Source organism: Baekduia soli (genome assembly GCF_007970665.1).
In the GTDB taxonomy this organism is placed as follows: Bacteria; Actinomycetota; Thermoleophilia; order Solirubrobacterales; family Solirubrobacteraceae; genus Baekduia; species Baekduia soli.
Window position 1 is genome coordinate 2,340,138 of the sequence record NZ_CP042430.1, and the last position, 21,415, is coordinate 2,361,552.

General features: G+C 75.0%; 22 protein-coding genes. 12 read left to right on the forward strand and 10 right to left on the reverse strand.

All coding sequences use genetic code 11. From position 1 onward, the window contains the following. Positions 1–6 precede the first annotated feature (6 nt). Positions 7–1,374 carry an aspartate aminotransferase family protein gene (locus tag FSW04_RS11080; protein WP_187369478.1) on the forward strand — a complete coding sequence of 456 codons (1,368 nt, stop codon included), beginning with the start codon at positions 7–9 and terminating at the stop codon, positions 1,372–1,374. Between the two features lie 20 nt (positions 1,375–1,394). Further along, entirely contained in the window at positions 1,395–1,826 is a 432-nt protein-coding gene (locus tag FSW04_RS11085; RefSeq protein WP_146919211.1) for a cupin domain-containing protein, read from the forward strand. A 92-nt stretch (positions 1,827–1,918) separates the two neighbouring features. Here FSW04_RS11085 and FSW04_RS11090 read toward each other — a convergent pair whose 3' ends face one another. From FSW04_RS11090 to FSW04_RS11100, 3 genes are read right to left on the reverse strand one after another with little or no spacing between them, the layout of a single operon-like run. Beyond that, positions 1,919–2,308, reverse strand: coding sequence for a nuclear transport factor 2 family protein (locus FSW04_RS11090; protein WP_146919213.1), 390 nt, complete (start codon positions 2,306–2,308; stop codon positions 1,919–1,921). A 2-nt stretch (positions 2,309–2,310) separates the two neighbouring features. Next, positions 2,311–3,765: an AMP-binding protein gene (locus FSW04_RS11095; protein ID WP_146919215.1), complete on the reverse strand. Its 1,455-nt coding sequence runs from the start codon at positions 3,763–3,765 to the stop codon at positions 2,311–2,313. Between the two features lie 11 nt (positions 3,766–3,776). After that, positions 3,777–7,691, reverse strand: coding sequence for a PAS domain-containing protein (locus tag FSW04_RS11100; protein WP_187369419.1), 3,915 nt, complete (start codon positions 7,689–7,691; stop codon positions 3,777–3,779). A gap of 132 nt (positions 7,692–7,823) precedes the next feature. Between FSW04_RS11100 and FSW04_RS11105 the strand changes: the two genes are divergently transcribed. The 3 genes from FSW04_RS11105 (at position 7,824) to FSW04_RS25890 (ending at position 9,724) form a co-directional block, all read left to right on the forward strand. Further along, positions 7,824–9,038, forward strand: coding sequence for an acyl-CoA dehydrogenase family protein (locus FSW04_RS11105; RefSeq protein WP_146919219.1), 1,215 nt, complete (start codon positions 7,824–7,826; stop codon positions 9,036–9,038). A 138-nt stretch (positions 9,039–9,176) separates the two neighbouring features. Then, positions 9,177–9,548, forward strand: coding sequence for a hypothetical protein (locus tag FSW04_RS11110; RefSeq protein ID WP_146919221.1), 372 nt, complete (start codon positions 9,177–9,179; stop codon positions 9,546–9,548). A 14-nt stretch (positions 9,549–9,562) separates the two neighbouring features. After that, positions 9,563–9,724 carry a hypothetical protein gene (locus tag FSW04_RS25890; RefSeq protein WP_187369420.1) on the forward strand — a complete coding sequence of 54 codons (162 nt, stop codon included), beginning with the start codon at positions 9,563–9,565 and terminating at the stop codon, positions 9,722–9,724. Between the two features lie 6 nt (positions 9,725–9,730). Here FSW04_RS25890 and FSW04_RS11115 read toward each other — a convergent pair whose 3' ends face one another. Beyond that, entirely contained in the window at positions 9,731–10,486 is a 756-nt protein-coding gene (locus tag FSW04_RS11115; protein WP_146919223.1) for a cytochrome b/b6 domain-containing protein, read from the reverse strand. Next, positions 10,446–11,150 carry a molybdopterin-dependent oxidoreductase gene (locus FSW04_RS11120; protein ID WP_146919225.1) on the reverse strand — a complete coding sequence of 235 codons (705 nt, stop codon included), beginning with the start codon at positions 11,148–11,150 and terminating at the stop codon, positions 10,446–10,448. Before FSW04_RS11120 ends, FSW04_RS11115 begins: the two co-directional genes overlap by 41 nt. A 134-nt stretch (positions 11,151–11,284) precedes the next feature. Here FSW04_RS11120 and FSW04_RS11125 point away from each other — a divergent pair, with 134 nt between their 5' ends. Further along, a complete protein-coding gene (locus FSW04_RS11125; RefSeq protein WP_228431148.1) occupies positions 11,285–12,637 on the forward strand; it encodes an MFS transporter in 1,353 nt (450 codons plus the stop codon). Here the strand turns inward: FSW04_RS11125 and FSW04_RS11130 are convergent. Next, entirely contained in the window at positions 12,606–13,619 is a 1,014-nt protein-coding gene (locus FSW04_RS11130) for an agmatine deiminase family protein (protein WP_228431150.1), read from the reverse strand. The genes FSW04_RS11125 and FSW04_RS11130 overlap by 32 nt on opposite strands. A 44-nt stretch (positions 13,620–13,663) precedes the next feature. On the opposite strand from FSW04_RS11130, the gene FSW04_RS11135 reads away from it, so the two are divergent. The 6 genes from FSW04_RS11135 (at position 13,664) to FSW04_RS11160 (ending at position 18,208) form a co-directional block, all read left to right on the forward strand. After that, complete coding sequence (locus FSW04_RS11135; protein WP_146919227.1) at positions 13,664–14,473, forward strand: cobalamin B12-binding domain-containing protein; 810 nt, start codon at positions 13,664–13,666, stop codon at positions 14,471–14,473. Further along, positions 14,470–15,135 carry an urease subunit gamma gene (ureA, locus tag FSW04_RS11140; protein WP_146919229.1) on the forward strand — a complete coding sequence of 222 codons (666 nt, stop codon included), beginning with the start codon at positions 14,470–14,472 and terminating at the stop codon, positions 15,133–15,135. Before FSW04_RS11135 ends, ureA begins: the two co-directional genes overlap by 4 nt. Beyond that, positions 15,128–16,777 carry an urease subunit alpha gene (locus FSW04_RS11145; RefSeq protein ID WP_146919231.1) on the forward strand — a complete coding sequence of 550 codons (1,650 nt, stop codon included), beginning with the start codon at positions 15,128–15,130 and terminating at the stop codon, positions 16,775–16,777. The genes ureA and FSW04_RS11145 overlap by 8 nt, the downstream gene beginning before the upstream one ends. After that, complete coding sequence (locus FSW04_RS11150) at positions 16,778–17,371, forward strand: peptidoglycan recognition protein family protein (protein WP_146919234.1); 594 nt, start codon at positions 16,778–16,780, stop codon at positions 17,369–17,371. Positions 17,372–17,561: 190 nt separating this feature from the next. Then, on the forward strand, positions 17,562–17,924 hold the full coding sequence (locus FSW04_RS11155; protein WP_146919236.1) for a hypothetical protein: 363 nt from the start codon (positions 17,562–17,564) through the stop codon (positions 17,922–17,924). 47 nt (positions 17,925–17,971) lie between these two features. Next, positions 17,972–18,208: a hypothetical protein gene (locus FSW04_RS11160; RefSeq protein ID WP_146919238.1), complete on the forward strand. Its 237-nt coding sequence runs from the start codon at positions 17,972–17,974 to the stop codon at positions 18,206–18,208. 9 nt (positions 18,209–18,217) lie between these two features. Here FSW04_RS11160 and FSW04_RS11165 read toward each other — a convergent pair whose 3' ends face one another. The 4 genes from FSW04_RS11165 to FSW04_RS11180 are packed head-to-tail and all read right to left on the reverse strand — an operon-like array spanning position 18,218 to position 21,410. Then, a complete protein-coding gene (locus FSW04_RS11165) occupies positions 18,218–19,003 on the reverse strand; it encodes an Fpg/Nei family DNA glycosylase (protein WP_146919240.1) in 786 nt (261 codons plus the stop codon). Positions 19,004–19,039: 36 nt separating this feature from the next. Further along, positions 19,040–19,282 (reverse strand): hypothetical protein, encoded by a 243-nt coding sequence (locus tag FSW04_RS11170; protein WP_146919242.1) that lies wholly within the window; start codon positions 19,280–19,282, stop codon positions 19,040–19,042. After that, positions 19,279–20,205 carry a succinate--CoA ligase subunit alpha gene (locus FSW04_RS11175; RefSeq protein ID WP_146919244.1) on the reverse strand — a complete coding sequence of 309 codons (927 nt, stop codon included), beginning with the start codon at positions 20,203–20,205 and terminating at the stop codon, positions 19,279–19,281. Before FSW04_RS11175 ends, FSW04_RS11170 begins: the two co-directional genes overlap by 4 nt. Beyond that, the gene (locus FSW04_RS11180) at positions 20,202–21,410 is read right to left on the reverse strand and encodes an ATP-grasp domain-containing protein (RefSeq protein WP_146919246.1); all 1,209 of its coding nucleotides are present in this window, start codon (positions 21,408–21,410) and stop codon (positions 20,202–20,204) included. Before FSW04_RS11180 ends, FSW04_RS11175 begins: the two co-directional genes overlap by 4 nt. Between the last annotated feature and the right edge of the window lie 5 nt (positions 21,411–21,415).

Sequence of the window (21,415 nt, forward strand, 5' to 3'; positions counted from 1 at the left end):
GACACGATCACCATCGACCGCGAGCGCATCGCGACGCTCACCGAGCGCGAGACCGAGCGCCTCAACGAGGCCACGAAGGGAAGCGGCGAGATGTTCGCGCGCGCCGCCAGGCACCTCGCGGCCGGCGTGGCCTCCTCCTACCAGGTGCGCGAGCCCTGGCCGATCTACCTCGAGCGCGGGGCGGGCCCGAAGGTCTGGGACGTCGACGGCAACGAGATGTACGACTTCCACAACGGGTTCGGCTCGATGGTCCAGGGCCACGCCCATCCGGCGATCGGCCACGCCATCCGCGAGCGCTACTCGCTCGGCACCCACTTCGCCGCCCCGACCGAGGACGCGATCGTCGTCGGCGACGAGCTGGCCCGGCGCTGGGGCCTGCCCAAGTGGCGCTACACGAACTCCGGCTCGGAATCGACGATGGACGCGATCCGGATCGCCCGCGCGTTCACCGGGCGCGACGACGTCCTGAAGATCTTCGGCTCCTACCACGGCCACCACGACACCGTCATGGTCAGCATCGGCGTCGAGTACGACAAGATCGGCGACCACGACCATCCCGTGTCGCTGCCCTACGGCGGCGGCATCCCGCAGTCGACGGTCGACCACGTCTTCGCCGTGCACTTCAACGACGCCGACTCGATGGAGCGCCGCATCGCCGAGCTCGACGCCGAGGGCCGCAAGCCCGCCTGCGTGATCATGGAGCCGGCGATGATGAACCTCGGCGTCGTGCTCCCCGAGCCCGGCTACCTCGAGGCCGTCCGCGACATCACCGCGCGCCACGGCATCGTCCTCATCTTCGACGAGGTCAAGACCGGCCTGACCGTGGCGCCCGGCGGCGCGACCGACAAGTACGGCGTCCTGCCCGACATGGTCACGCTGGCCAAGGCGCTGGGCGGGGGGCTGCCGTCGGGCGCGATCGGCATGAGCGAGGAGCTCGCTGCGATCGTCGAGGACGGCACCGTCTACCAGGTGGGCACCTACAACGGCAACCCGCTCGGCATGGCGGCGACCCGCGCCAACCTGTTCGAGGTCCTCACGGCCGAGGGCTACGTGCACCTCGACCACCTCAACGACCGACTGCTCTCGGGCTGCGAGGCCGTCATCGAGAAGTACCACCTGCCGGGCTACGCGGTGGGCATCGGCTCCAAGGGCTGCGTGACCTTCGCGACGACGAAGATCATCGACTACGAGACGTTCAAGGCCCAGCAGGACGCCGCCATCGCCGACCTGGCCTGGCTGTACAACATGAACCGCGGCATCTTCATGACGCCGGGCCGAGAGGAGGAGTGGACGCTGTCGGTCACCCACACCGACGAGGCCGTCGACGCCTACGTGCAGGTCTTCGACGAGATGGCCGCCGACCTCACGACGTAGAGCGTGGCAGGATCCCCGGCATGGACGACCGCCTGAGCCGCACCCAGCTGGATCCCGATCCGGCCGACCGCTTCGTCTCCCTGCGCCGCGCGCTGGGGATCACGAGCTTCGGCATGAACCAGATGGTGCTGCGGCCGGGCGAGCGCGGCCGGATCCACGACCACGAGCACCAGGAGGAGGTCTACCTCGTGCTCGAGGGGACCCTGACGCTCGGCGTCGCCGGCGAGGAGGTCGACCTCGGCCCCGGGGAGGTCGCCCGCGTCCCGCCCGGGGTGCGCCGCCAGGTCTCCAACCGCCACCGCACCCGCGTCGTGCTCATCGCGCTGGGCGGCCACGGCGAGCACCAGGGCCGCGACGCGTCGGCGTTCACGACGTGGGACGACCCGACGCCCGTCCCGCCGCTGGAGCTCCCCCTGCCCGACGACCTGCCGGACTCCGAGCTGACCCCGTAGGTCGACGCATCCCGCGGCCGCGGGTTCGGCCCGCTGGGCCGACACCCGCTGAGCGAACCCGGCCCCCTCGGCCAGGTCCGCAGGCACATCACCTAGCCGCGCAGCGGCGACGCGGCGTCGATGAAGATCACGACGCGCTGGAAGCGCCCGTCGGGCGCGAAGTCGAAGAAGTTGCAGGTGTTGACGGTGTCCGGCGTGCCGTCGACCTTGATGTGCGGGCAATGCTGCTCGGTGGAGGCCTTGCCGGCCTCCTCGTCGACCACGAGGTTCGTGATCCGGTGGTCGACGGTGGAGTAGTCGCCGAAGAAGTGCTCGAACATCCCGCGGATGCCGTCGCGGCCCTCGAACGTGAGTCCCGCCGTCTGCACGGTCAGGCGCGCGTCGTCGGCGAACCACGCGAGCGTGCCCTCCATGTCCTTGCGGTCGACGGCGGCGAAGTACGCCGCCGGGGCGGCGGCCAGCGTGGCGCGGTCCAGTGCCATGGTCAGGCTCCCTCGGTGACGTCGCCACGCAGGAGCGCGCGGCGGATCTTGCCGCTGGTGGTCTTGGGCAGGTCGGCGACGAAGTCGACGACGCGGGGGTACTTGTACGGCGCGGTCTGGGCCTTGACGTGGTCCTGCAGCTCGCGGACCATCGCCTCGCCCGGCTCGTGGCCGTCGCGCAGGACGACGATCGCGCGGACCACCGAGCCGCGCTCCTCGTGGGGCGCGGCCACGACGGCGGCCTCGGCGACCGCGGGGTGCGACACGAGCGCGGACTCGACCTCGAACGGGCCGATCCGGTAGCCCGCCGAGATGATGACGTCGTCGGTGCGGCCCTCGAAGAAGAGGTAGCCGTCGGCGTCCTGGGTCACGCGGTCGCCCGTGTGCCACGGCGCGGTCTGGTGGTCGTCGTCGTCGCCGAGGTAGCCGAGGAAGAACGTGGGGACCGTCGCCGGATCGGCCACGAGCTCGCCGTCGTCGATCCAGAGCTTGACGCCCTCCAGCGGCAGGCCCATCGAGCCCGGCTTGGCCTGGGCGCCGTCGGGGTTGGCCGTCATCTGCCCGGTCTCGGTCTGCCCGTAGCCGTCGCGGATCTGCACGCCGGTGGCCGCCTCCCAGGCGCGCAGCACCTCCGGGTTGAGCGCTTCGCCGGCGGCCACCAGGCTGCGCAGGCGCCCGAGCGGGCGCAGCCGCGCGCGCTTGGCGATGACCCGGTATTCCGTCGGCGCCATGCAGAGGATGTCGACGTGCTCGCGCTCGAGGAGGTCCAGCCGCTCCTCGGGGTCGAAGCGGGCGTCGTGCAGCAGCGCCGTGGCGCCCATGAGCCACGGGGCGATGAAGACGTTGCGCGCAGACTTGCTCCAGCCGCTGGCCGCGGTGCACCAGACGACGTCGCCCGGGCGGGCGCCGAGCCAGTGCTCGGCCTGCGCGCGCTGGCCGGCCAGGTAGCGCTGGCCATGCAGCACGGCCTTGGGCTCGCCGGCGGTGCCGCTGGTGAACGTGATGAGGCACGGGTCCAGCGGGCCCAGGTCGGCCGCCGGGGGCGCGACGAGGTCGGCGTCGACGTCGGTGAAGGGGGCCCAGACCGTCGGCCCGTCCCAGCCCGCCGCCTCCAGGGCCTCGCGGTTGCGCACGTCGGCGACGACGACCCTGGGCGTGGCCACGTCGAGCCGCAGGCGCAGGTCCTTGGGCCGCAGCTGCTCGGTGCACGGCAGCACGACGAAGCCCTGGCGGAAGCAGGCGACCATCGCCAGCACCCACTCGGGGCGGTTGCCGATGAGCGTCATGACCGTGTCCCCGCGGACCGCACCCAGGCCCGCCAGATGGGCGGCCAGCGTGGCGGACGCGGCCGCGACCTCGCCGAAGGTCCACTCACGGCGGGTCCCGTCGCGGGCGAGCTCGACGAGCGCGAGTCCCTGTGGATCGGCGGCCTGCACGACGTCGGTGGCGAAGTTCATCGCCGCAGACCCTAGTAGCGGCCGGCGTGCGCGGTCGTCTCGGCCTCGATGACGGCCAGCCGCTCGGCCAGGCGGACGGCCACGCCGCACAGGGTGGCCAGCAACTCGGGGTCCGCGGCGTCGCGGGAGCGGCGCACGAACTCGAGCACCGCCACGACGCGGCCGTCGGGATGCACGACGGGCACCGTCGCGAGCGTCCCGAGCTCGGCCCAGGCCGCCGAGCGGGAGCGCGGGCACGCCAGCATCTCCTCCGTGTCGGCCCAGTGGGCCTCGCCGGAGACGGCGGCGGCCGGCACCAGGCCGTCCTCGAGGTGGGCGCGCCAGGCGATGGTCTCCCAGGCCTCGAGGCCCGACATGTAGGTGCTCCACGTCTCGCAGCAGCCGAACTCGCCCGCGTCGCGGGGCTGCCAGAGCGCGCCGCCGGTCCAGCCCGTCGCCGTGGCCAGGGCCTGCAGGGCGGCGCGGCCCGCAGCGCGGGGGCTGGAGGCCTTGGCCAGCACTGCGAAGAACTCGTCCAGCGACTCGGGTGTGAAGCCGGGCGGCGGCCCGTCGGAGACCTCGGCCGGCGCCGCGTAGGCGAAGGCCTTGGCCTGCTCGGCGACCACGGCCAGCGGCGGCAGGGTGGTGCCGCCCGGGGCGTAGGGGGAGGCCATGGCGGCCGGGGCCATCGGGCCGGCGGCCACCGCGGCACCGGCGGTCAGGGCGTCGGTCAGCCGGCGCTCAGCCAGCTCGCGCGCCTCGCGCTCGGCGGTCAGCGCCGCCTCCAGCTCGGCCCGCGAGGCCAGTGCGATCTCGAGGTGGGTGCGCAGCTGGGCGACGTCGGCGCCCGCGGCGTCCCCGGCGGCCTGCTCGAGCTCGGCCCGCACGACGTCGCGCTCGCTCTCGGCCGCCTCGGCGCGCAGCTCGGCCGCCTCCGCGCGCCGCTCGGCCAGCTGCGCGCGCTGCTCGGCCTGCATCTGGTTCTCGCGCGCCTGCTCGGCGCGGGCGATCGCGTCGGCCACGCCGGAGTCGGCGTCGGCCATCGCCGTCTCGGCCCGGGCGACCGCCTCGTCGCGCTGGGCCCGGGCGTCGTGGGCGTCGATCTCGGCGGCGTCGCGGCGGGCGACGGCGTCGGCCAGGCGGGCCAGCGCGTCGTCGCGCTGGGCCTCGGCGGCGTGCAGGGCGCTCGTGGCGCGCTCGGCCTGCTCCCTCGCCGCGGCGAGCTCCTGCGCGGCGCAGGCCAGCGCGGCCTCGGCCTCCTGCGCGCGGGCCTGCGCGGCGTGGGTGTCCTCCGCGATGCCGGTGAGGGTCTCCGCGGCCTGCGCCCCGGCGGCCTGCAGCTCGGCGGCGTGCTGCTCGGCGGCGGCCAGGCGGGCCTCGGCGTCGCGCAGGCGCCCGGCCAGGTCCTCGCGCTCGGCGCCCAGCGCCTCCAGCGCGGCGACCGCGGCGTCGCGTGCCGCGTGGGCCGCGTCGAGCGCCTCGTGATCGGCCTGCGCGCCCTGGGCCTCCAGGGCGGCCACGTGCTCGGCCAGCGCGTGGGCGCGGGCGGCGGCCTCATCGCGCTCGGCCTCCAGCGCCGCGACCCGCTCGGCGTGCGTCGCCTCGGCCCGCCCCGCCTGGGCCTGGACCTCGTCACGGGCGGACTCGGCGGCCCGCAGGTCGGCGATCGCCTCGTCGGTGCGGGCCCGCGCCGCGGCCGCGTGCGCGGCCAGCTCGTCGTGAGCGGTCTGCGCGGCGGCGAGCGCCTGCGCGGCGGCGTCGGCCTGGTCGCGCGCGGCCTGGGCCACGGCGAGCGCTTCGTCGCGGGCCGCCTCGGCGCTGCGCACGGCGTCGCCGGCGTGGCCGCGATCGGCCTCGGCCGCGTGGGCGCGGGCCAGCAGATCGTCGCGCGCAGCCTCGGCCGCAGCGAGGCGCTCGTCGGCCTCCGCACGGGCGGCGTCGAGCTCGGCGAGACGGGCCTGGGCCTCCTCGGCGGCGGTCCGGTGATGGTCCAGGGCCTCGCGCGTACGGGCGTGGGCGTCCAGCGTGCGGTCGCGCTCGAGCTCGGCGGCCCGGCGGGCCTCACGCTCGGCGGCCAGCTCCTGGGCGGCCGCCTCGCCGCCGGCGGCGTGATGCAGCGCCTGGCGCTCGAGCTCGGCCGCGCGCTCGCGCTCGGCCGCGACGCGGCCGTCGGCCTCGGCGGCCAGGGCGGCGACGCGCTCGCGCTCGGCGGCCAGGCGCCCGTCGGCGGCCGCCAGCGCCTCCTGGGCGGACTGCAGCTCGGCGGCCAGCGACCGGGCGCGCTCGCGGGCGTCGCCCGCCGCGCCGTCGGCCGCGGCCGAGCGCTCGCGCTCGGCCTCCAGCGCCTGGGCGAGGTGCTCGCGGTCGGCGACCGCGCCGCGCGCGGCGTCGAGCTCGGCCAGCAGCGTCTCCGTGCGGTCGTTGGCGGCGCGCAGCGCCCGCTCGAGCTCCTCGCGGCGCACGTCGGCGGCCGCGGCCTGGGCCTCGGCGGCGCGGACGGCCTCCTGCGCGGCGGCCAGCTCGCTGCCCAGCCACTCGCCGCGGCCGCGCTCCTGCTCGAGCTCGCCCGCGGCGGCGTCGTGGCGCTCGCGCAGCCCGGCCAGCTCGCGGCCGAGGTCCTCGCGCGAGGCGATCGTCTCGTCCAGCAGCCGACGGGCGTCGTCGTGGGCGACGTGGAGCGCCGCGAGCTCGTCGGCGAAGACCTGCTTCTGGGCGGCGGCCTCGGCGTGGGCGGCGCGCAGCGCCGCGAGCTCCTCGGGGTCGGCGCCGCCGCCGGAGGCCTCCAGCTCCGCAGCCAGCCGGCCGCGCTCGGCGTCGGCGGCCTCCAGGCGGTCCTCGAGCTCGGCCCGCACGACGCGGGACTCCTCCAGCGCGGCCTGCAGCTCGTCCTGGCGCGCGGCGGCGTGCGCCAGCCGGCCGGCGACGTCGTCGCGGCCCTCCCGCAGGCCGGCCAGCTCGGCGTCCAGCTCGTCACGGCGGCCCGTGGCCGCCTCGAGCTCGGACTCCAGCGCGCGGCAGCGCTCGCCGAGGTCGACGACCTGGGCCTGCAGCTCGCCGTCGTCGCTGCGCGCGGCCTGCAGCTCGGCCTGCAGCGCCGCCGCCCGCTCGTGGGCATCGGCGAGGGCCGCGGCGGCCTCGTCGTGACGGGCGACCGCCTCGGCCAGGTGCGCCTCGGCGGCGGCGGCGCGCTCGTGCGCGGCGGCCAGCTCGCGGTCCAGCGTGCCGGAGTGGTCGTGGACGGCCTGCAGCTGCCCGGTGAGCTCCTCCACGCGGCCGGCGGCGCGGTCGCGCTCGGATGCCAGGCGCGTGGACTCCTCGCGGAGGCGCTCCACCTCGGCGGCGTGGCGGTCGACCTGCTCGGCGGCCGCCCGCGACTGGATCTCGGCCTCCAGGCGCGCCTCGCGCTCGACGGCGAGCGCCTCGCGGGCGGCGAGCGCCTCGGCGTCGGCCGCGGCGCGCGCCTCGCGCTCGGCGACGAGCTCCTCGGCGGGCGCCGTGAGACCCACGGTGGCGACCTGGCCGACCGCCGCCTGCAGCGCCTCGCGCTGGCTGCGGCCGAGCTGCAGGTCGTCGCCGGGCGCCATGACGACGCACACCGCCCACGGCTCGCCCTCGTCGTAGACCGGGAAGCGGCAGGCGCGCATCGTGCGCCGCCCGTCGCGGGCGAGCACGGTCTCCCGCGCGTCGAGGTGGCCGTGGGCGTCGAGCACGAGCGCGTCGAGCTCGGCGACCCGGTGGGCCACGTCGGCAGGCTGCAGCGCGTTGTCGGTCTTGCCGACCAGACGCGAGGCCTCGAGGCCCACGAGGTCGGCGAACGCGGCGTTGACGGCCACGTAGCGGCCGCCCGCGTCGCGGACGCAGGCCGGGAGGCTCGCGTCCTGGAGCGCGTCGCCGAGGAGGCCGAGGCGCTGGGCCGCGCCGGGGCTGGGGATGGGTCCGTCGGTCATCGGCGAGTCCCGGTCAGCATCGACCCCAGAACCCGGTCCATCGCGCCGACCACCGTCCATCACGGACGAACGTTCGGTTCCGCCCAGGTATCCTGCGGCCTTCCCCCAGCAGTCGGAACCCCTGGAGCAGTCATGGCCGTCGCGATCAGCGCCTACAACGATCAGACCGACGAGCAGAAGGCCATCATCGAGATGGTCCGTCAGTTCGTCGACGAGCAGATCATCCCCAACGCCGAGCACTACGACGGCGCCGACGAGTACCCGGCGCCGATCGTCGACCAGCTCAAGGAGCTCGGGCTCTTCGGCATCACCATCCCGGAGGAGTACGGCGGCCTCGGCCTGGACCTGACGACCTACGTCATGGTCGTCGAGGAGCTCTCGCGCGGCTGGATCTCGATCAGCGGCGTCATCAACACCCACTTCATTGGCTCCTACCTCCTGCTCAAGTACGGCACCGACGAGCAGAAGCAGAAGTACCTGCCGCGCATGGCCACCGGGGAGATCCGCGCCGCGTTCTCGCTCTCGGAGCCCGAGCTCGGGTCCGACGTCCAGGCCATCAAGACGAGCGCCAAGAAGCAGGACGACGGCACCTACGAGATCAACGGCCAGAAGATGTGGGTCACCAACGGCCTCATGTCCTCGCTGGTCTTCGTGCTCGTCAAGACCGACCCCGACGCCGACCCCAAGCACAAGGCGTTCACGTGCTTCATCACGGAGAAGGAGGGCGGCGCCAACGAGAACACCGGCGACTACGCCGGCCTCACCGTGCCGCCCAAGATCAAGAAGATGGGCTACAAGGGCGTCGAGTCGACCGAGCTGGTCTACGACGGCTACCGCTGTCCGGCCGAGAACATCCTCGGCGGCGAGGACGCCGGCCTGAACGCCGGGTTCGCCCAGATGATGGACGCGCTGGAGGTCGGGCGCGCCAACGTCGCGGCCCGCGGCGTCGGCCTGGCGCAGCGCGCGCTGGAGCTCGCGCTGAAGTACGCCCAGGAGCGCAAGACGTTCGGCAAGCAGATCGCCCAGCACCAGGCCATCCAGTTCAAGCTCGCCGACATGGCCACCCAGCTCGACGCGGCCCGCCTGCTCACGCGGCGCGCCGCCCAGATGAAGGACGCCGGGCTGCGCTCGGACATGGAGGCCGGCATGGCCAAGCTGTTCGCCTCGGAGGCCGCGCACTTCTGCGCGGAGCAGTGCCTGCGCATCCACGGCGGCTACGGCTACTCCAAGGAGTACGAGATCGAGCGGATCTACCGCGACGCGCCCCTGCTGCTCATCGGCGAGGGCACGTCGGAGATCCAGCGGATGGTCATCGGCAAGAAGCTGCTGCAGCGGCACAAGATCTAGGGGAACGCTCGCCCGGGGGGCGAGGTTCCCTCAGCGGGTCTTCGCTCTTCGCCCGGGGGCGAAACCCGCGGGCCGGGGCGGAACCGTGCGCCGGGAGGTCGACCCCTCCGGCGCGCGCCGCCCGATAACGTGCGGTCGGTGAGCAGCGATGCACCGCAGTTGATCGAGCGGGCCATCCAGGGGGTCCTGGAGGAGGTCCCGGCGCTCAAGCCGCTCAAGCTCGTCGTCGGCATCGACCTGCACGGCCGGGGCGACACGCAGCAGTTCCGCGTCCAGCTGCCCGACCTCGAGGTCACCAAGGACATCGCGGCCGACGCCCGGGTGCGCATCGAGATGCGCCGCGACTTCTTCAACCTGATGGTCGAGCACGGCGCCAAGGTCGCCGACTGGGAGCAGGCCTTCCAGGAGGGCCGCGCCAAGGCGACGGGCGTCACGCAGTACCTGCAGCTCATCGCGCGCGTCGTCGACAAGCACCAGGAGCGCGCCCGCCTGCGGCGCGCCCACCACTAGGTCGTCGCGCCGGCATGGGCGACGAGGAGACCATCCTGTGGTCCATGACGTGCAACGCCTGCGACCACGAGTGGATGCAGACGACGCCGGCGGACTCCGACCCCCGGGCGGAGGAGATCCAGTGCCCGGCGTGCGGCAGCGAGCTGGTCGATGCGGTCTACGTCGGGCGCAGCTGATCGCGCTCAGCCGCTCCCGAGCGTGTCGCTGACCAGCGCGAGCGCGAGCGCGATCCCGGCCAGGGCGATCGCCGCCGCGGCGATGCGCTGCTCGCGACCCACCCGTCGCGTCGCCGGCGCCCGCTCCGCGGGCGTCCACTTGGCGTGGTGCTCGAGGGCCCAGCGGCCCTCGATGTCGCCGTGGGTCATCCCGCGCAGCGCGGGCCGCGTGGCCTCGTGGACCAGCGCCAGGTAGAGGTGGCCGGCGACGAGCACGAGCGCGGCGAACATCGACAGGTCGTGCAGCGCGATCGTCCCCGGCAGCCGGAACGCCGTGTTGCGCTCACCGAGCCACAGCAGCGTGCCCGAGACCAGGAAGAGGACCGCGAGCGCGGCCTGGAGGATCGCGTGCACCTTCTGGCCGGCGTTGAACCTGCCCTGCGGCGCGCGGCGGCCCCGCAGCCAGAGGGCGTCGTCGGCGTCGAAGCGCTCGAGCTCGCGCCGGGTGCGGCGCAGCGCGCGGCGATCCCCGGCGACCGCCACGACCGCCAGGCCCGTGACCCACAGGACCGCGGAGGCCAGGTGCACGGCCTTGGCCAGCGGCCGGTCACCGACCGCGGCGGCGAACGCCGGGATGTAGAGCACCAGCCCGGTCGCCAGCAGCGCGAAGAACGCGGTGGCGTGGATCCAGTGCGCGGCGCGCTCGCTGGGCCCGAAGCGCGCGACGCGCGCCGCGACCGGCTCAGAGGCCGTTGGAGTCCCCGACCCAGGCATCACGGTCATAGCCGCGCTGCTCCCAATAGCCGGCGTTGGCGCGGTCGAGCACGACGATCCGCTGGACCCACTTGACGCCCTTGTAGCCGTACATCCGCGGCATGACCAGGCGGGCGGGCGCGCCGTGCTCGCGGGTCAGCGGGGCGCGGTCCATGTCGTAGGCCAGCATCGCGTCCGGCGACGCCGCCTGCTCCAGCGTGAGGTAGTCCACGTACGGCGTCTCGGCCGAGACGAACGCCAGCGCCCGCGCCGACGGCAGCGGCTGCGCGGCGGCGAGCAGGTCGGCGAAGCGCACCCCGGCCCAGTGCACGCCCGGGACCGACCAGCCCGTCACGCAGTGGAAGTCCGGGGTCTGCTCGGCGCGCGGCAGCGCGCGCAGCGCGACGTGGTCCAGCGACTGGGGGTGGCGGACCAGCCCGTCGATGCGCAGGCGCCACGTGGCGGGCCGGAACGTCGGGTAGGGCTCGTTGACCGCGTAGATGCGCCAGCCGTCGCCGATCGGCACGGCGCTGCGCACGAAGGCCGGCAGCGCCTCCGACGCGCTGGAGACGCCCCGCAGCGCCGAGCCGCCCCAGGCCAGCGCGGTCAGCCCTGCGCCGACGAGGCCGAAGAACGCGCGGCGCCCGATCGGCCGTCCCTCCAGCGGAGGGTCGTCGTCGCCGGGGGCGGACATCCCCGGAGCATGACGCAGGTCGTCGTCCACGGTCGCAGTGTCTGCGCCCGGCGCCCGGACGTTGCACCGAGGGTGCGTGGACCGACCGGCGGGCGACGGGTTTGCGGGCGCACGGGCCCAGGTATCGCAAGGGGGTGTCCCGCCGGGCGTCCGTGGTCGTCGTGCTCTGCCTCGTGCAGTTCGTCGACGTCTTCGGCGTGACGGTCGTCGTCACCGCGCTGCCGTCGATGCTCGCCGGCGTCTCGGCCCCGGCGTCGCAGGCCGGGCTGGTCGTCACGGGCTACGCCATGTTCTTCGGCGGCCTGCTCATGCTCGGCGCCCGGGCCGGGGACCGCTTCGGGCACCGGCGCGTCCTGCTGTGGGGGCTCGTCGCGTTCGGGGCCGCCTCCGTCCTGGGCGCCACGGCCGGGTCGGTCGTGGCGCTCGTCACCGCCCGCTGCCTGCAGGGCGCGGCCGCGGCGGCCTCGGTGCCCGCGGCCCTGCGCCTGCTCTCGGCGGCGGCGCCGGGCGACGAGGCCCGGCGCCGCGCGCTGGCCGCGTGGAGCGCGACGGGCGCCGCGGCGGGCGCCGGCGGCCTGCTGCTCGGCGGGCTGCTGACGCAGTGGGCCGGCTGGCCCGCGGTCTTCTGGATGGACGTGCCGCTGGCCGCGGTGCTCATCGCGGGCGTCCTGGCCGCGGTGCCCGACCACCAGGCCGACGGGCGTCCGCGGCTGGACGCCGCCGGCGCGGCCCTGCTGACCGCCGCCGTCATGGGCCTCGTGCTTGGCGCCTCGCTGCTGGAGCGCCCGTCGCAGCGGGCGGCCGGCGCGGCGATCGTCGCCGCCGGCGCGGTGCTGCTGGCGGGGTTCGCCCGCGTCGAGCGCGCGGTCGCGCACCCGCTGCTGCCCGCGGCTGCGGCACGCCACCGCCGGCTGCGGACCGGCGCGCTGGCCTCGGGGCTGAACACCGCCACGACGAGCTCGGTCGTGACGCTCGCGACGCTGCACCTGCAGGACGACCGCGGCGTCGGTCCCGGCGCGGCCGGGCTGCGGCTCCTGCCGTTCAGCCTCTGCGTCGTCGCCGGCGCGGCCGCCGCCGCGCCGGTGCTGGCGCGCCGGCCCCCCAGGACGGTCATCGGGCTCGGCCTGACGATCATCGCCGCGGGCGACGCCGCGCTGCTGGCACTGCCCGTCAGCGAGGCGCTGCTGCCGGCCTGCGTGGGGCTGTCGGGGCTGGGCATCGGCGTGTCCTCGGTCGCCGCGACGACGCTCGGCATGCAGGTGCCCGACGCGCTGCAGGGCACGGCGTCGGGGCTGCTCAACACGCTGGCCCAGCTCGGCGCGGCGCTGGGCATCGCGGTCGTGCTGCTGGTGGCCTCGATCACGCGCGGCACCGGCGTCCCGCTGGCCGGGGCGCCGCTGGGGTGGGCGGCGGCCGCCGCGCTGGCGGCCGCCGGCGCCGCCGCGGTGGTCGGGCTCAGGCGGCGAGCGCCGGGACCTGCTGGGTGATGCAGTGCGGGCCGCCGCCGCCGAAGGCGTGCACGAGGCCCGGGACGCCGATGACCTCGCGGTCGCCGAGGTTGGCGCGCAGCAGGTGCAGCGCCTCCTCGTCGAGGTCGGGGCGCCCGGCCAGCGGCACCACCGCGAAGCGGTCGCCGAGGTAGAGGTTCAGGTAGGACGCCACGACGTCCTCGCCGGCCACCGTGCCGTGGGCCAGCGGGGCGAAGTCGACGACCTCCAGCCCGGCGGCCAGGGCGCGCTCGCGGTTGTCGGCCATCGGCTCGTGGTCGGGGCTGCCGGGCGGCGCGCTCTGCAGCAGCAGCCGGCCGGGGCCGAGGAAGACCGCGATGAGGTCGACGTGCCCGTCGGTGTCGCGGTCCTCGACCAGGCCCCGGCCGAGCCAGACGACGTCGGTCACGCCGAGGTAGTCGCGCAGGTGCTGCTCGACCACCGCGCGGTCCATCCCGCCGTTGCGGTTGGGGTGCAGGAGGCACTGCTCGGTCGTGACGAGCGTGCCCGTGCCGTCGACGAGGATCGAGCCGCCCTCGAGCACCATCGGCGCCGTGACGACCTCGCCGTGGCGGCGCGCCAGCAGGCCGCCGACGGCGGCGTCGCGGTCCCAGCCCTCGAACTTCCCGCCCCAGGCGTTGAAGCCCCAGTGCACGCCGACGCGCCGCGTCGGGGCGGCCGGGTCGTCCACGACGAAGATCGGCCCGCTGTCGCGCAGCCAGGAGTCGTCGATCGGCAGCTGCACGACCTCGACGGCCTCCGTCGTCGCCGCGCGCGCCTGGGCGGCGTCCTGCGCCGACCCGGCCACCATCGTGACCGGCTCGAACGCTGCGATGGCGTTGGCGACGCCGGCGCTCTCGGCGCGGGCCGCGGGGAGCCGGCCGTCCCAGAGCTCGCGCCGGCAGGGCCAGGCCATGAGCGTGCGCTCGTGGGGCGCCCACTCCGGCGGCATCGTCAGGCCCTGCTGGGCAGGCGTGGGCATCCCCGGGCAGCATGCCATCCCGGCGATCCATCTAGCATCGCCCCATGACGACGATCGAGCGACCGATCCGGTTCGAGCTCCGCCTGTGGGCGGAGCTCGACGAGCGCTCCGGGCGCTCGGGCGAGGACGTCTCGCGTCTCGTCAACGCCGCGGTGGAGCGGTTCCTGCACGCCAACCGCCCGGCGCTGCGCCTCGTGCGCGCCCCCGACGACCTCGCCACGTCCGCCGCCGAGTACGCCGAGGCGCTGCTGGACTTCGACGCGCACCGCGCCGAGGAGGTTGCCCGCCACGCCCTCGACGGGGGCGCGACCGTGCTCGAGATCTACACCGACCTCATGGCGCCGGCGCTGCGCGCGATCGGGCACGGCTGGGCCCTCGACGAGGTCGCCATCACCCAGGAGCACTACGCCAGCGAGGCGACGGCGCGGCTGCTGGGCGTGCTGGCCCCCGCACCGCGCCAGGCGCCTGCATCGGGGCGCCTGGCCGTCGTCGGCGGCTCGCCGGGCGAGCTGCACGTCCTCGGCGCCCGCATGGCCGGCGACCTGCTGGAGCGGGCGGGGTGGGAGGTCCTGGCGCTCGGCGCCGACACGCCCGCAGGCGAGCTGCTCGAGCTCGTGGCCGCCGAGTGCCCCGACCTCGTCGCGCTGTCGACGTCGACCGCGGGCCGCGTCCCCGGGCTGGAGGAGGTCCTGCGCGGTCTGGCCGTGCTGGACCCGCGGCCGTGCATCGCCGTCGGCGGCCCGCTCTACACCGAGCAGGCGCAGGAGTTCGCCCGCGAGCTCGGGGCCGACCTCGCCACCGACGACCTCCGCGACCTGCTCGAGCTCGTGCGGCGCCGCTTCCCCGGCGCATGAGGCTGCTGCCTCAGGAGCAGGACCGCCTGCTGCTCTTCCTCGCGGCCGAGCTGGCGCGCGCGCGGCGCGCCCGCGGGCTGGCGCTCAACCAGGCCGAGGCCGTCGCGCTCATCGCCGACGGCGTCTGCGAGCTGGCCCGCGACGGCCTGCGCCACGAGGCCGTGGTCGCCGGGGCCTACGCGATCCTCGGCGAGGAGGACGTGCTGCCGGGGGTCCGCGCGCTCGTCCCGCGCGTCGAGGTCGAGGCGGTGTTCCGCGACGGCCGCCACCTCGTCGTCGTGCCCGACCCGCTCGGCGGCCCGCCCGCGGCGCCCGGGCCGCCCGAGCCCGAGGTCGCCTGGCTGCCGCAGGCGACGGCGTGCGTCGAGGTCGTCAACGAGGGCGCGGTCGCCATCGGCGTCACGAGCCACCTGCACGTCTTCGAGGCCAACGCGGCACTGCGCTTCGACCGCGCCGCCGCCTGGGGGATGCGCCTGGCCGTCGCGCCGCGCACGAAGGTCTTCTTCACGCCCGGGCAGCCGCGCGAGGTCGCGCTCATCCCGATCGGCGGCGCCCGGGTCGTGCGCGGCCACGGCGAGCTCGTCGACGGGCCGCTCGACGCGCCCGGCGCGCGCGAGGCTGCGCTGGACGCCGCGCGCGCCCGGGGCTACCGCGGTGCCTGAGCCCGCCGGTACGCCGGTGCGCCTGGCCGACAGCGCGCTGCACGTCGCCCCGCAGCGCGATGACGCCGGCGGCCCCGACGAGATCGTCCCGGGCTTCGGCAACACGATGCGCGACGGGCTCGGGGTCCGGGCGGAGCGCGGCGGCGTCGAGGTGGCGATCGTCGGCGGCCTGATCGTCGACCCGCTGCTCGGCGTCCTCCGGGCGTCGATCGGCGTGCGCGACGGGCGGGTGGTCGCCGTGGGCCGCGCGGGCAACCCCGACACGATGGACGACATCGACGTCGTGCTCGACGTCACGACCGCCGTCCTGGACGCGACGGGCCTCATCGTGACCCCCGGCGCCATCGACACGCACGTGCACTGGCTCTCGCCGCAGGTCACCGACGCGCTGCTGGCCGGCGGTGTGACGACGATGGTCAGCCAGGACTACGGCCCGATCTGGAATCTCGGGACCAACCCCGAGTCGGGCCTCGGCGCGGCGTGGGCGGCGCTGCAGGACGCGCCGCTCAACGCCGCGCTGCTCGTCCGCGGGTCCTCGTCGCGCGCCGCGCCGGTCGAGGCCGGGCTGCGCGCCGGCGGCGCGGGACTGAAGATCCACGAGGACGTCGGCGCGGGCCCCGCGCAGATCCGCACCGCGCTGGACGTCTGCGACCGCCACGACGTCCAGCTCGCGATCCACACCGACGGCCTCAACGAGGTCCTGTCGGTGCAGGGCACGCTCGACGCGTTCGCGGGGCGCGCCGTGCACGCCTTCCATGTCGAGGGCGCCGGCGGCGGCCACGCGCCCAACCTGCTCGCGCTCGCGGGCCGCTCCAACGTGCTCACGTCATCGACGACGCCGACGGTGCCCTTCGGCCGCGACACCGCCGCCGAGCACCTCGCGATGGTCGCGGCCGTCCACGTCCTGGACCCCGGGGCGGTGGCCGGCGACGGCGTGGCCGCGCGGACCCGTGTGCGGCCGGCGACGATGGCCGCCGAGGGCGTCCTGCACGACCTGGGGATCATCCACATGCTCTCCAGCGACAGCCAGGGCATGGGCCGCGCCGGCGAGGTCGTGCGGCGCGCCCTCCAGAACGCCGACGTCATGAAGCGGCTGCGCGGCGACGCGGGCTACCCGGCCGACCCGGGCGGCGCCGACAATGCGCGCGTGCTGCGCCACCTGGCCAAGGTCACGATCAACCCGGCGATCGTGCACGGGCTCGCGCACGACGTCGGGGCGCTCACGCCCGGGCGGATCGCCGACTGCGTCCTGTGGCGGCCCGAGCTGTTCGCCGTGCGGCCCGAGCTCGTGGTCAAGATGGGCGTCTCGGTGTGGGGTGCCAGCGGCGACCCCGACGCGACCACGATGCTGTGCGAGCCCGTCGTCGTGCGCCGCCAGGTCGGCGCCCACGGCGACGCCCCGTCGCGGCTGTCGCTGGCCTTCGTCTCGGCGGCCGGCGCCGACGCGGACCTGCCGAGCACGCGGCCGCGCTCCGTCGTGCGCGGCTGCCGTGCCGTGACGGCCGCCGACATGGTGCGCAACGACCGGCGGGCCGAGGTGACGGTCAGCCCCGACGGGCGCGAGGTGCGCGTCGACGGCGAGGTCGTGGGCATCGAGCCCGTCGAGGAGGTCGCGATGTCCTGGCGCTACCTTCTCGGCTGAGTGCCCCTGCTCGCCGACGCACCTCCGCGGCCCGCCATCGTCCAGGACCCCATCCCGTTCGGCGCTCGGCGCGTGGGCGAGATGCGCGCCTACACCGTGCGCCACTACGGCCTGCACCGCGCGCGCCTGGTCGCCCCCAAGGTGATCGTCGAGCACCTGACGGCCAACACCTCGTTCTCGGCGACGTTCAACACGTTTGCGCCCGACGTGGCCGACAGCGAGCTGGGGGAGCTGCCCGGCACGTGCTCGCACTTCGTCATCGACCAGCAGGGCACGATCCACCAGCTCGTCCCGCTGCGCTGGATGTGCCGACACACGGTCGGGCTGAACTGGACGGCGATCGGGATCGAGCACGTCGGCACGAGCGAGGCGGCGGTGCTGGGCAACCGCCGCATGCTGCGCGCCTCGCTGTCGCTGACGCGCTGGCTGCAGGGCCGCTACGGCATCCTCACCCGGGACGTCATCGGCCACAACGAGTCGCTGACCAGCCCGTACCACCACGAGCGCGTCGCGCGCCTGCGCAGCCAGACCCACGCTGACTTCCCGCGGCGGTTCATGCTCGTCTACCGCCGTGACCTGGCTCAGGGGCCGTAGTCGAGGCGCACGACGCGGTGCAGCTCGCCGCCGCGGCCGGCCTGCCGCAGCGGGCGAAGCGCAGCTCCGAGATCGCCAGCACGACCAGGCAGGGCGCCGTGACGTTTTCCCCGGGCCGCGCGTCACGGGAGTAGCGTCGGCGCGTCAGGCCCGGAGTTCCGTGGCCGGGCCGCAAGCGAAGGGAGTCGGCATGGCCGACCGCATGCTGTTCATCGGATGGGGCGCGCCGGTGCGGGGCCGGGAGGAGCGCAGCCTCGAGGTGTTCAACGCGTCCATGGGCCTCTATGGGCGCCTGCAGCAGGAGGGGAGGATCGAGGGCTTCGACGTCGCGCTGATGACGCCCAACGCCGAGCTCGGCGGCTTCATCCAGCTGCACGGCACCGCGGCGCAGCTGGCCGCAGTCCGCGAGGACCCCGAGTTCCAGCGCATGACGGTCGACGCGGAGCTCTGCGTCGACGGGATGCGCCTGATCGACGGTTTCACCAACGGCGGGGTGGCCGAGCAGATGGCGCTCTACACCGAGGCCGTCGCGATGGTGCCGCAGGCCACCTGACACGTCGTGGGATGAAGGTGCCCCGGCGGGGTACCGATGACCGGGACATGGCCAGAGATCCCCGCCGGGCGTCCGTCGCCGCCCACGTCTCCGCGATCGCCCGCCGCTCGGCCGGCGAAGGCGACGCGATCACGTCCACGATGAGCCAGCGCTGCTGGCCGGGCGGCGGCGATCGCCACCGCCCGGCCGCCGCCACGTGGCTGCGCGGCTGGCGGCCCGCCCGTGCCGCGGTGCTGCTGCCGGTGTGCGCCTGCGCCGCGGGCGCCTGCACCGTCTGCAACTGAGGCGCGCGCTCAGCCGCCCTGCTCGGCCGAGCACCAGTAGGTCGTGCGGCCGCCGATCGTCGCCCGCGCCATGTCCGCGCCGCAGCGCGGGCACACGCCGTCGCGGCGGCGGTGGGGGATGACGTCGCCGGTGTGCACGCCGCCCCGCGCGATCGCCCGCCGCGTCGCCGCGCGGATCACGCGCCGCAGGTGGTCGAGCTCGTCGGCGTCCAGCGAGCCGGCGGGCCGGCGCGGGTCCAGCCGGGCGCGCCACAGCGCCTCGTCGGCCAGCAGGTTGCCGACGCCCGCCAGCACGCCCTGGTCCATGATGCGCGCCTTCAGCGGCGCCTCGCCGCGGCCGACCCGCTCGCGGAACGCGTCGCGCCCGATCTCGGCGGCGTCGGGGCCCAGGCCGCCGAGGTCGGGGTCCAGGACGGCCCGGCCCAGCCGGCGCTTGTCGCGCAGGATGAGGTGACCGCCGTCGGCGAACGTGAGCGTGAAGCGGTCCCAGACGGGCCGGTGCCCGCCGGGCCCGTCGCGCTTGGGGTCGCCGGCCGCCGCGTCGTCGACGACGATCCGCCCGGCCATCCCGAGGTGCAGGCCCAGGGACGGCCCGCCGTCGGTCTCGATCCACATGGCCTTGCCCTGGCGGTGGGCCGAGACGAGCCGGCGGCCCGTGAGGGCCTCGGCCAGCTCGCCGGGGGCGTGGGGGCGGCAGACGTAGGTGTCGGTGTCGTCGACGGCGGCGATCTCGCGACCGAGCGCGCGCCGCTCGATGAGCGCGCGGGCGCGCTCGACCTCGGGCAGTTCCGGCATGGGCGTCCAGGCTACGACGCGGACCGTCCCGCCGGATCAGGCCAGCGTCGCCTCGTCGTCATAGAGCTTGAGGATCGTGACCGTCCCCGCCGGCGTCGCGTCCATGCACAGGCGGCACAGGACACACTCGTCGACGTTGCCCTCGACGACCTGCACCGTGCCGCCGGCGTCGGCGAAGATGTCGACGGGGCAGACCTCGGTGAGCTTGGCCGCGATCGCACCGTCCTGGGCGGCCGCGTCGTCGACCTGCACGCCGATGAACGTTCCGTCGACCCTCATGCGCTGACGCTCCTCTCGGCGATCTTGGCCTTCATGATGTCCGGGATCTCGGAGATCTCCTCCGCCACCGTGATGCCGGCCTCGGCGAGCCGGGCGATCTTCTCGGTCGCGGTGTCCTCCTTGCCCTCCACGATCGTGCCGGCGTGGCCGAAGCTCATGCCCGGCATCTCGTCCATGAACCGGCCGGCCATGAACGCGACGATCGGCAGTCGCGAGTCGTTCTCGGTGACCCAGCGGGCCAGCTCGGCCTCCATGCGGCCGCCGGGCTCGGTGTAGATGACGATGCCCTGGGTCTGCTCGTCGGCCTCGAACAGCGGCATGAGCTCGGCGTAGGACTGGCCGATGATCGCGTCGCCGCCGATCGACACCGCCGTCGACTGGCCGAGGCCCGCGGCGGTCAGCGTCGAGGACATCTCCGTCGTCATGCCGCCCGAGCGCGAGATGACGCCGATGGGCCCGGGGGAGTAGGCCTTGGCCGCGTCCTTGGCCGGGCCGCCGATGCCGCCCATCTTGATGACGTCGGGGACGATGATCCCCAGGCAGTTGGGGCCGATGATGCGCGCGCCGCGCAGCGCGGCGAGCTCGACCATCTGGGCCACGTCCCGGCGCGGGATGCGCTCCGTGACGATGACGATGGTCTTGATGCCGTTCTCGATGGCCTCGAAGACCGCGTCCTTGGTGAACGCCGGCGGCACGGTGACCACCGAGCCGTCGATGGGCGCGCCGTGGTGGGCCACGGCCTGCTGCACGGTGTCGAACACGGGCACGCCGTGGACCTCGCGGCCCAGGCGGCCGGGCGTCACGCCGCCGACGACCTTCGCGCCCTTGCCGTAGTCCAGGCACTCGCGCGTGAGGTTGACGGCCTCGCGGCCCGTGATGCCCTGGACGATGAACGTCGTGGTCTCGTCGACGAGGATGCTCACGATGCGGCTCCGATCTTCTCGACGGCGCGGCGCGCCGCCTCGTGCATCGACACCGAGCGGTCGGCGTACTCCACGCCGTAGCGCTCGAGGATCTTGAAGCCCTCCTCCTCCCAGGCGCCCGGGATGCGGAAGATCGCGATCTTCTCCGCCGGGTCCATCCCGAGCTCGAGGCAGGCGGCGATGACGCCGCGGGCCACGATGTCCACCCGCGTGTTGGAGACGATGGACATCATCACGGCGATCTTGTCGACGCCGGGCTTGCTCAGCACGAGCTTGGCCAGCCCCTTGGCCTTGGAGACCGACGGGTTGCCGCCGATCTCGCAGTAGTTGGCCGGGTCGCCGCCGTACTTGCGGACCGCGTCGAACAGGGTCAGCGAGCCGCCGCCCGCGCCGATGACCAGGCCGAGGTTGCCGTTGAACTCGGTGACGTTGCCGGCCACGCCGCGGTGGTCCTGGCTGTCGACGGCCTCGCCGGCCAGCTCGAACGCGGTGGGCTCGCGCGCCTCGCGCGTCTCGTCGTCGCCCACGCCGAGGTCCTTGAGCAGCGCCTTGTGGCGCCCGCGGGCCTCATTCTCCATGTCCATGTGCGCATCCAGCGCGACGAACGAGCCGTCGGCCAGGCGGGCCAGCGGGTTGATCTCGGCCAGCGTCATGTCGTTCTCGACGAACAGCTTGGCCAGCCGCGTCAGGATGGGGACCAGGCGGTTGAGCGCCGAGCCGGTCACGCCGGTGGAGGCGATGACCTCCTTGGCCTCGAAGTCGCCGAAGGGCAGGATGTTGCTGAAGTGCCGGCGCCCGACCTTGTCGGGCTGCTCCTCGGCGACCTGCTCGATGTCGATGCCGCCGACCGGCGAGAAGATCATCACCGGCTTCTTGCGGATGCCGTCCCACACGACGCCCGCGTAGTACTCCTGCTCGAACTCGGCCCTGGGGTCCACGAGGACGCCGCGGGGCACGTGCCCGTTGATCTCCAGCGCCAGGATGTCCTTGGCGTGGGCCTCGGCCTCCTCGGGCGTGTCGGCGAACTTCACGCCGCCGGCCTTCATCCGGCCGCCGGACAGGACCTGGGACTTGATGACCGTGGGGCCGCCGATGCGGGCGGCGATCTCCTTCGCCTCCTGCGCGTCGGTCGTGAACCCGTAGTCGGTGACGGGGATGCCGGCCCGCTTGACGATCTCGCGGGCTTCGTATTCGAAGAATCTCAAGGCGG

Bases quoted from the DNA above. Each gene is read 5' to 3' on its own strand.
- FSW04_RS11085 (WP_146919211.1), top strand. From the start codon at position 1,395: ATGGACGACCGCCTGAGCCGCACCCAGCTGGATCCCGATCCGGCCGAC.
- FSW04_RS11090 (WP_146919213.1), bottom strand. From the start codon at position 2,308: ATGGCACTGGACCGCGCCACGCTGGCCGCCGCCCCGGCGGCGTACTTC.
- FSW04_RS11095 (WP_146919215.1), bottom strand. From the start codon at position 3,765: ATGAACTTCGCCACCGACGTCGTGCAGGCCGCCGATCCACAGGGACTC.
- FSW04_RS11100 (WP_187369419.1), bottom strand. From the start codon at position 7,691: ATGACCGACGGACCCATCCCCAGCCCCGGCGCGGCCCAGCGCCTCGGC.
- FSW04_RS11105 (WP_146919219.1), top strand. From the start codon at position 7,824: ATGGCCGTCGCGATCAGCGCCTACAACGATCAGACCGACGAGCAGAAG.
- FSW04_RS25890 (WP_187369420.1), top strand. From the start codon at position 9,563: ATGGGCGACGAGGAGACCATCCTGTGGTCCATGACGTGCAACGCCTGC.
- FSW04_RS11115 (WP_146919223.1), bottom strand. From the start codon at position 10,486: ATGACCGTGATGCCTGGGTCGGGGACTCCAACGGCCTCTGAGCCGGTC.
- FSW04_RS11120 (WP_146919225.1), bottom strand. From the start codon at position 11,150: ATGTCCGCCCCCGGCGACGACGACCCTCCGCTGGAGGGACGGCCGATC.
- FSW04_RS11130 (WP_228431150.1), bottom strand. From the start codon at position 13,619: ATGCCCACGCCTGCCCAGCAGGGCCTGACGATGCCGCCGGAGTGGGCG.
- FSW04_RS11135 (WP_146919227.1), top strand. From the start codon at position 13,664: ATGACGACGATCGAGCGACCGATCCGGTTCGAGCTCCGCCTGTGGGCG.
- ureA (WP_146919229.1), top strand. From the start codon at position 14,470: ATGAGGCTGCTGCCTCAGGAGCAGGACCGCCTGCTGCTCTTCCTCGCG.
- FSW04_RS11155 (WP_146919236.1), top strand. From the start codon at position 17,562: ATGGCCGACCGCATGCTGTTCATCGGATGGGGCGCGCCGGTGCGGGGC.
- FSW04_RS11160 (WP_146919238.1), top strand. From the start codon at position 17,972: ATGGCCAGAGATCCCCGCCGGGCGTCCGTCGCCGCCCACGTCTCCGCG.
- FSW04_RS11165 (WP_146919240.1), bottom strand. From the start codon at position 19,003: ATGCCGGAACTGCCCGAGGTCGAGCGCGCCCGCGCGCTCATCGAGCGG.
- FSW04_RS11170 (WP_146919242.1), bottom strand. From the start codon at position 19,282: ATGAGGGTCGACGGAACGTTCATCGGCGTGCAGGTCGACGACGCGGCC.